The 4,982-nt window shown below is 43.0% G+C and carries 10 protein-coding genes; 2 read left to right on the forward strand and 8 right to left on the reverse strand.

Annotated elements, in window-relative coordinates:
• Positions 1-190, reverse strand: a 190-nt coding sequence (locus L4D74_RS00435; RefSeq protein WP_428750256.1) for a helix-turn-helix domain-containing protein, incomplete at its 3' end; no start/stop codon positions are given.
• A gap of 89 nt (positions 191-279) precedes the next feature.
• On the opposite strand from L4D74_RS00435, the gene L4D74_RS00440 reads away from it, so the two are divergent.
• Together L4D74_RS00440 and L4D74_RS00445 are read left to right on the forward strand one after the other, a co-directional pair.
• A complete protein-coding gene (locus L4D74_RS00440; RefSeq protein ID WP_428750257.1) occupies positions 280-564 on the forward strand; it encodes a hypothetical protein in 285 nt (94 codons plus the stop codon).
• Positions 565-684: 120 nt separating this feature from the next.
• On the forward strand, positions 685-1,017 hold the full coding sequence (locus L4D74_RS00445; RefSeq protein ID WP_428750258.1) for a hypothetical protein: 333 nt from the start codon (positions 685-687) through the stop codon (positions 1,015-1,017).
• A gap of 136 nt (positions 1,018-1,153) precedes the next feature.
• Here the strand turns inward: L4D74_RS00445 and L4D74_RS00450 are convergent, their stop codons facing one another.
• From L4D74_RS00450 to L4D74_RS00480, 7 genes are all read right to left on the reverse strand, one after another.
• Positions 1,154-1,627 (reverse strand): GNAT family N-acetyltransferase, encoded by a 474-nt coding sequence (locus L4D74_RS00450; protein WP_428750259.1) that lies wholly within the window; start codon positions 1,625-1,627, stop codon positions 1,154-1,156.
• Between the two features lie 159 nt (positions 1,628-1,786).
• Complete coding sequence (locus L4D74_RS00455) at positions 1,787-2,191, reverse strand: hypothetical protein (RefSeq protein WP_428750260.1); 405 nt, start codon at positions 2,189-2,191, stop codon at positions 1,787-1,789.
• A gap of 113 nt (positions 2,192-2,304) precedes the next feature.
• Entirely contained in the window at positions 2,305-2,793 is a 489-nt protein-coding gene (locus tag L4D74_RS00460) for a 2-thiouracil desulfurase family protein (RefSeq protein ID WP_428750261.1), read from the reverse strand.
• Positions 2,794-2,949: 156 nt separating this feature from the next.
• On the reverse strand, positions 2,950-3,231 hold the full coding sequence (locus tag L4D74_RS00465) for a hypothetical protein (RefSeq protein WP_140371263.1): 282 nt from the start codon (positions 3,229-3,231) through the stop codon (positions 2,950-2,952).
• 114 nt (positions 3,232-3,345) lie between these two features.
• Positions 3,346-3,795, reverse strand: a complete 450-nt coding sequence (locus tag L4D74_RS00470; protein ID WP_428750262.1) for a GNAT family N-acetyltransferase — start codon at positions 3,793-3,795, stop codon at positions 3,346-3,348.
• Between the two features lie 147 nt (positions 3,796-3,942).
• Entirely contained in the window at positions 3,943-4,248 is a 306-nt protein-coding gene (locus L4D74_RS00475) for an NIPSNAP family protein (RefSeq protein ID WP_428750263.1), read from the reverse strand.
• 162 nt (positions 4,249-4,410) lie between these two features.
• Positions 4,411-4,812, reverse strand: a complete 402-nt coding sequence (locus L4D74_RS00480) for a putative signal transducing protein (RefSeq protein ID WP_428750264.1) — start codon at positions 4,810-4,812, stop codon at positions 4,411-4,413.
• Positions 4,813-4,982 lie beyond the last annotated feature (170 nt).

Below are 4,982 nucleotides of genomic sequence, written 5' to 3' on the forward strand. Positions count from 1 at the left end.
CGCAAGTAGTCGTGGTAAGGCTGTAATTGTGGTAAGGCTGTAATTTGGTTGGTCGAGATTGCCGCTCGGGATACACAGACTCTTTACTTCTGTCTCGAAGATAAGTGCGAACGGTATTCCTTGAGATACCTAAATCTCTCGCGATGCGGCGGATGCTTTGCCCTTGCTGATGTAAAACGTGTATTTCCACTAGTTGCTCCTGATTGATCATAATCCGCCGCTTTGTCCATTTACGAACGGATAGTTTGCCTCAGGTGGGTCAATTTTAAATCGGCGTTAGTGGGTCATTTTTACATCGGCGCTGACAACCCTGAGTTAAACGTTGTACTACATGGTCAACCTCGATTAGTAAAACTCCACTTTAACGCCTCAGATAAAATGACACAGGAACGAGCAAACATTATTTGTGCATTAATAGAAGAAGCTATTGGTGATCACGAGTTTGAATACTCGGTTCTCGATTTAACGGCAGGCAAAGAGTTTTTCTTCAATAGCAACTACGAAAAAACATTTACCCGCATAAATTCAGAGATCGTAAACCTAGAGCGCAACTGGGAGAGCTAACCTGATGAGACAGACACGGATGTCTGCTCGTGCAGCTAACGCCCTGCTAAGTGGCGCTAACGATTAACTTGCCAAGCGCACTTAACTTCAAACCAAAACCGCCAAGCTTATGGCGTCCACTTGAGTAGTTTGTTAGTTGCCTACGCCCCTATTCTTTTATTTGCACCAAGATGCTCATTGCTTGCTGTAAACCAAATTACTATCACCACGCCGTACTTGATAGCTGACAGAACTGACATCTTTCGGTTAATGCGAGTTGGCGCGAAAAAGAAACCACTGAAGTCACTGAAAAACGGGTTGAGGAAGATGTTACTTTCGTTGCTCACGGACGGACACAAAAAGCAGTTCCGCAAAACCTCGATGGCTAAAGCGAATGACGCTTTGCCGCTGCCACCGGAAAGAACGTTAAGCAGTGGGGCTTGTCACTGCATAGCTAAAGGGACAACGATTTGACCACTAGATTTCCAAGTGCAACTAACGCCTTGTTAAGTAGCAGCTAACTGCCACCGCACTTAAACAAAGCCACCGTAATCACTAAACTCAACCAAACCAAAATCGTCAAACGTTAGCTGTCTGCTTGAACAATTTGTTAGCCGTTCACTGCCCAACGAAAGTAAGGTCTATCACCATCCATTCGCTCAATCTCTGCACCTAGTCTTTTGTAAAACAGATGAGCTTTTTTGTTGAGTGGGCNTGCTGTCCAAGCGATGTGAGACGTTGACATACTTTTAGCGTGAGCCATTAGCTCTTGCATCAATGCTTCACCGTACCCATTTGACCTATGCTCAAGATTAACCAAAAGGTCATCCAACCAAACTGATGGCTCACCTTTGAACGATGAGTAACGATAGTGGAAAAGAGCAAAACCTAGTGCTTCCCCTTCAACTTCTAGAATCAAAGCATGTGCATACGGGACACGACCAAATAACGTACTCTCGATTTTGCCGATAGTTGTAGAGATCTCTCCAGTAAAGCCTTTCATTGCGCGATCAAACTCGGCCTTGAGCTCTATAAGCTCTAGTAACTTGGCAGAATCTTCACTCGTTGCTTTCCTTACAATCACAAGTTTCTCCGTAAGTCGCGATGAACGGCTAACGCCTTGCTAAGTTGCAGCTAACTACCGCGACACTCAAGCAAAGCCACCTTAATCACTGAACTCAACCAAACCAAAATCGCCAACTGTTAGCTGTCTGCTTGAGCAATTTGTTATGTGCCTACTACCTTATTCCTCGATAAGACCTTGCTTCTTTAGCTCGGAAGTAATAGCACCAGTTGTGCGTCCGTGAATTTCTGCCAACACCCTGATTTCTTGGCCAGATGAAAACTGGCTTGCTAAGTCAGAGCGCTGCTCATCAGTCCAAGGTAACCCTGCATTTTTAGGCAAGCCACTTTCAATATTTTCCGCTTGTTTTTGCTCGGGTGTCTTTTTCACTTTCGCAGCTTTCTTTGGTGGATTTTTTACCAAATCAAGCATAGTAAATAACGCCCTTATTACATCAGGATGATTGTATGGAGAATCACTTGGAAGAAGTTCACCAGTAACAGGATCAATACCATTTGCCAAAGCTTCTACTATTTTTAGGTGTGTATCCATCGTTTTAAATTTACCTTTTTGATAAAAGCACATAACGCCTTGTTAAGTAGCAGCTAACTACCACTACACCCAAACAAAGCCACCGTAATCACTAAACTCAACCAAACCAAAATCGCCAAACGTTAGCTGTCTGCTTGAACAATTTGTTAGCTATGCTTTTCCAACGTGCTTCGGAGTTTAGCTATCGTATGCTGACTGTAGACTTTAATGCCATTACGCTCTAACAATGCTGTAGCGACACCTGCTCCATCGATTTTAATCCCGTTGAATGTTCCATCGTAAATTTTTGAACTACCACAAGAGGGGCTGCCTTCTGCGAGTACAGCGTATTTTATTTGGTGATTTTGACAGAGTTCTAAAGCGTTCTCCGCTCCAAATACAAATTCCTTAGTAACATCAATTCCATCATTTCCAACAACGTTTGCCAAACCATCAAGTACATCGGCGCCATTTCCTGAGATAATTTCAGCAGGTGCTCTCGGTATAAGCAGACCTGCCGATACTTCAGGACAAAAGACCACTGGATCTAGGTTTGATTTGAGCCAATGCAATTCAAACTCTGAAATTGATAAACAACTCGCGTTGTACCTTACTTTATTACCAACCAAGCACGAGCTAACAAGAACTTTTACCACTGGAACTCCTTTACATACGAGACGTAGCTAACGCCCTGTTAAGGTGTGAGCAACGCAATACCGATGCCGCCGCATGCCACCTTAATCACTTAAACCAACGCATGGTAAAAATGCCACGCGTTGCGAATCACTCTTAAACAGTTTGTTATGTGCTTGTTACCCGTGCATCCAACTAACTGGCACCGTTCTATACTGCTCTGGTAGATAAGATTTGGCTTCGTCTACAGATGAGAAATCTGAATCTTGCACTACTTCCCAGCTCCTATCACAGCTAAACACGTAAACAGTTTCGCTATTCAAATATTGACATATCGCTAATCCAAAAATTTCTTTAGTTAACTTTCCTGATGTATCTTGAACATTCCCGAACGGTTTTGAACCAGACCACGCCCATTCAATAACCTGTGCGCCATCCAGCTTTTTTGGTGGTTGATTCATGTAAATAACTCCCGCACATAACGCCCTGCTAAGTGGCGCTGACGATTAACTTACCAAGCGCACTTAACTTCAAACCAAAACCGCCAAGCTTATGGCGTCCACTTGAGTAGTTTGTTATGTGGCTAACGACTTGCCCAAACAAACAGACTTGCTTGCATGGACGTATTTTCCATAAGCGCTAACTTTTGAGTAACCATGTCGCTCGTAGAAACACACTGCATTATCATTAACCTTGCGTGTTGAAAGTACTGAGCGCTTGTAACCTTTAATCACTGCACAACTCTCAAGCTGGGTGATTAGATAACTACCCGCTCCTCGGTACTTTGAGTACATTCGCTTCAACTCACAAGTTTCACTGTCGTGCTTGCGAAATGAACCGCATGCAACGGCTTTTTCACTTTGATAGATGACTAAACAAATATCAGTACCCAAACTAAAAGAATCCGCATGGAATGAACTCTCGCCAGAGTCTGAAGTAAGAACTCTAAGTTCTGAGCTCAACTCTGCGACTAGATTTGAAAAATCCTTATCGCTTGGTGTTGTTTCCCTAAATGTGAACTGCACGTAGCCTCCTGCCACATAACGCCCGCTTAAGTTGTGAGTTACGCACCACTGAAGCCGAATTTTAAACCGTAATCACCCAAACCAAAATTAACACCAAAACCGCCAAGCGTTACGAATCAACTTGAAGCGATTGTTAGGTGCGTACTATCAGTTAAACACTGGTCTAAAGAAACTACGTTCTACACTTAAAACACAGCGTGTATCGTCTGCAAACTTAAATGCTTTAATACACTCACTATCAGCTAGTGACTTATTACGGTACGCCTCGTAGTCCGCTAGACTTGGAAAAGTAAATAGCGCTAGAGCTACGTTATTTGCACCCTCTGAAGGTAGAAAATACCCGTTATGCTGCCCACCTAATCGGGTAACCAACGGTATCCACATTTTTGCATACTCTTCAAACTCAGATACTTTGAAAGGGTCGATAATATACCGAACGTAACATGTAACCATTGTGTTCAATTCCTTTTGATTGATGAGCACCTAACGCCGCGTTAAGTGGTGAGCAACGCAAACCACCTTACCTAAACCATTGTGCCGTAAACACTAAATTCAAAGCAAACCGAAAATTCCAAGCGTTGGGAATCCGTCTTAAACGCTTTGTTATACCACGGCTCAAAGTGTTTCACTGAACTCACCACACTGATTACATTTATACCCATGCTTATAAAAGAACAATGGAAATCCGAGTAAAATAAACACTAAGAATGCTGGTCGCTTACCTTTAGTATGTGCGGATAAATCTTTACTTCCACAATTTGGACACACATCCTGTGAGTTATCAGCAACAACACCATGTTCCAATGACTCTGAGAAGTCGCTATTCAGTATTTGAGTCGCATCATCTGCGTCAGCTTCTGCAACCATTAGCCGAACACCACCTATCGCGTTTGAGTACAACCACTGTGTATTCACCGTGTGCTCGTCAGCGATATGACTCTCGATTCCCGCGCTCTCTAGGCTTGCTTTCGCAATATGAGCTTCGTGAGGAAAAGAAAAACGTGCAACTACAATCACTTATTACTCCTTGTGGTATAACGCCTTGTTAAGTAGCAGCTAACTACCACTACACTCGAACAAAGCCACCGTAATCATTAAACTCAACCAAACCAAAATCGTCAAACGTTAGCTGTCTGCTTGAACAATTTGTTATGTTTCTAGTCCTTAATTTCAAATATTGAGTCAAT

Source organism: Vibrio cionasavignyae (assembly GCF_050337155.1).
Taxonomy (GTDB): domain Bacteria; phylum Pseudomonadota; class Gammaproteobacteria; order Enterobacterales; family Vibrionaceae; genus Vibrio; species Vibrio nomapromontoriensis.